This window comes from Candidatus Cloacimonadota bacterium (genome assembly GCA_034661015.1).
In the GTDB taxonomy this organism is placed as follows: domain Bacteria; phylum Cloacimonadota; class Cloacimonadia; order JGIOTU-2; family JGIOTU-2; genus JAYEKN01.
This window is the reverse complement of the sequence record JAYEKN010000276.1, coordinates 1-1641: the sequence shown is the minus strand read 5'-3', so window position 1 is coordinate 1641 and position 1641 is coordinate 1. Positions and strand designations below refer to the sequence as shown.

1 protein-coding gene is annotated in these 1641 nt (G+C 29.5%); it reads left to right on the top strand.

Annotated elements, in window-relative coordinates; all coding sequences use genetic code 11:
* Window positions 1–415 precede the first annotated feature (415 nt).
* Entirely contained in the window at window positions 416–1501 is a 1086-nt protein-coding gene (locus tag U9P79_09705) for a Fic/DOC family N-terminal domain-containing protein (protein ID MEA2104896.1), read from the top strand.
* Window positions 1502–1641 lie beyond the last annotated feature (140 nt).

Genomic DNA, 1641 nt, shown 5'->3' with positions numbered 1-1641 from the left:
ATGTTTTGCTATTTAGGTAATGAAAAATATTATGGCTGGATATAAAAATAGATTAATTCAAAAAAGATATTCTATAAATATCTATAACATTTACTGGAATCAGGTACTGATATGAGATACATACAGGAAATTCTTGGGCATATTGAATGAGCCTTAATATTGATATTATGTATATCCCTCTGATTTTGTATTATACGTGGAATAAATTGAAATGATAAAAGAAAAATATAATCAATTGCGTTTATCCTACCAAATTGGCAGAATAAGAACAATAGGTTATATACAGAAGTTGTGTTTCATGCAAAATAAGACACCAATGAGAATAAAAATTACTCTAAGAATACAAACGAGAGTAAACTATTGCTATATTTGCCCTTATTCAATTAATGAGTGTAAAAACTACTTTCGGTAAGATATGACAAATTTTGACAGAAAAATACCATTTGATGATTTGCCTTTACTTCCGCCAAAATTGGCTGAATTTGAAACAAAAAATATTTTACTAAAAACAATAACTGCAAGTAGGGCATTGGCTAAACTAAACGGAGCCATGACAAACTTACCAAATCCAAGACTTTTTCTTGATACAATACACTTGCAAGAAGCAAAGGCAAGTTCTGAAATTGAAAATATCATAACTACCAATGATGATTTATATAAGGCAGTAGTAGCAAAAAAAAAGTTTGATAATCCTGCCACTAAAGAAGTTCTGAGTTACAAAGAAGCATTATCGTTAGGACTTGACCGATTAGATTCACGACCATTTATCACTACGAACCTTTGCATTGAGATTGTCCAGTGCATAAAACAGAATTCTTCAGGAATCAGGGTTATACCTGGCACTACTCTTTCAAATACAAATGGAGAAGTTATTTACACTCCACCCTCCGGAGAAAGTATAATTCGAGATAAATTAGCAAATCTTGAAAAATTCATTAATCAGGATGTTTCATTAGATCCTTTGATTAAAATGGCTATAATGCATTATCAATTTGAAGCAATTCACCCATTTTCAGATGGTAATGGAAGAACAGGAAGAATTCTTTTGCTTTTATATTTAAAAATGGAAAAATTGTTAGACATCCCGGCGATTTATCTTAGCGAATATATTATAAAGAATAAAACAGATTACTATAAGAAACTAAGGAATATAACAGAAAACAATGATTGGGAAGAATTTATTCTTTACATGCTTGATATGATAGAATCAACTGCTAATAAAGGCTTAATCCGTTTAGATAATGTGATTTCTCTAATGGAAAAAACATCAGAAAAAATTAAGAATGAACTCCCAAAAGTTTACTCAAAAGACTTAATAGAAATAATATTCAGATTGCCATATACAAAAAGACAATTTCTGATTAACGCTGGGTTGGGAACTCTTAAAACTGTTGGCAATTATCTTATCTTACTTGAAGAAAAAGGATTTTTAGATTCAATAAAAGTAGGCAAGGAAAAACTATATCTTAATTACAAATTAATGGAAATATTAGAAAAATAATAAAAGCACGAAAACACAACAATGTATATAGTTTATGGCGGGTGAAGTGCTAAATTTGAATATTTTAACAATAAATAAACATCAGTGTAAATTGAAAGATTTGTGTTCCACAACCGCCACAAAACCATATACTTAACGTT

Excerpts from the sequence above, each read along its gene's own strand:
- U9P79_09705 (MEA2104896.1), top strand. The coding sequence starts at position 416 with ATGACAAATTTTGACAGAAAAATACCATTTGATGATTTGCCTTTACTT.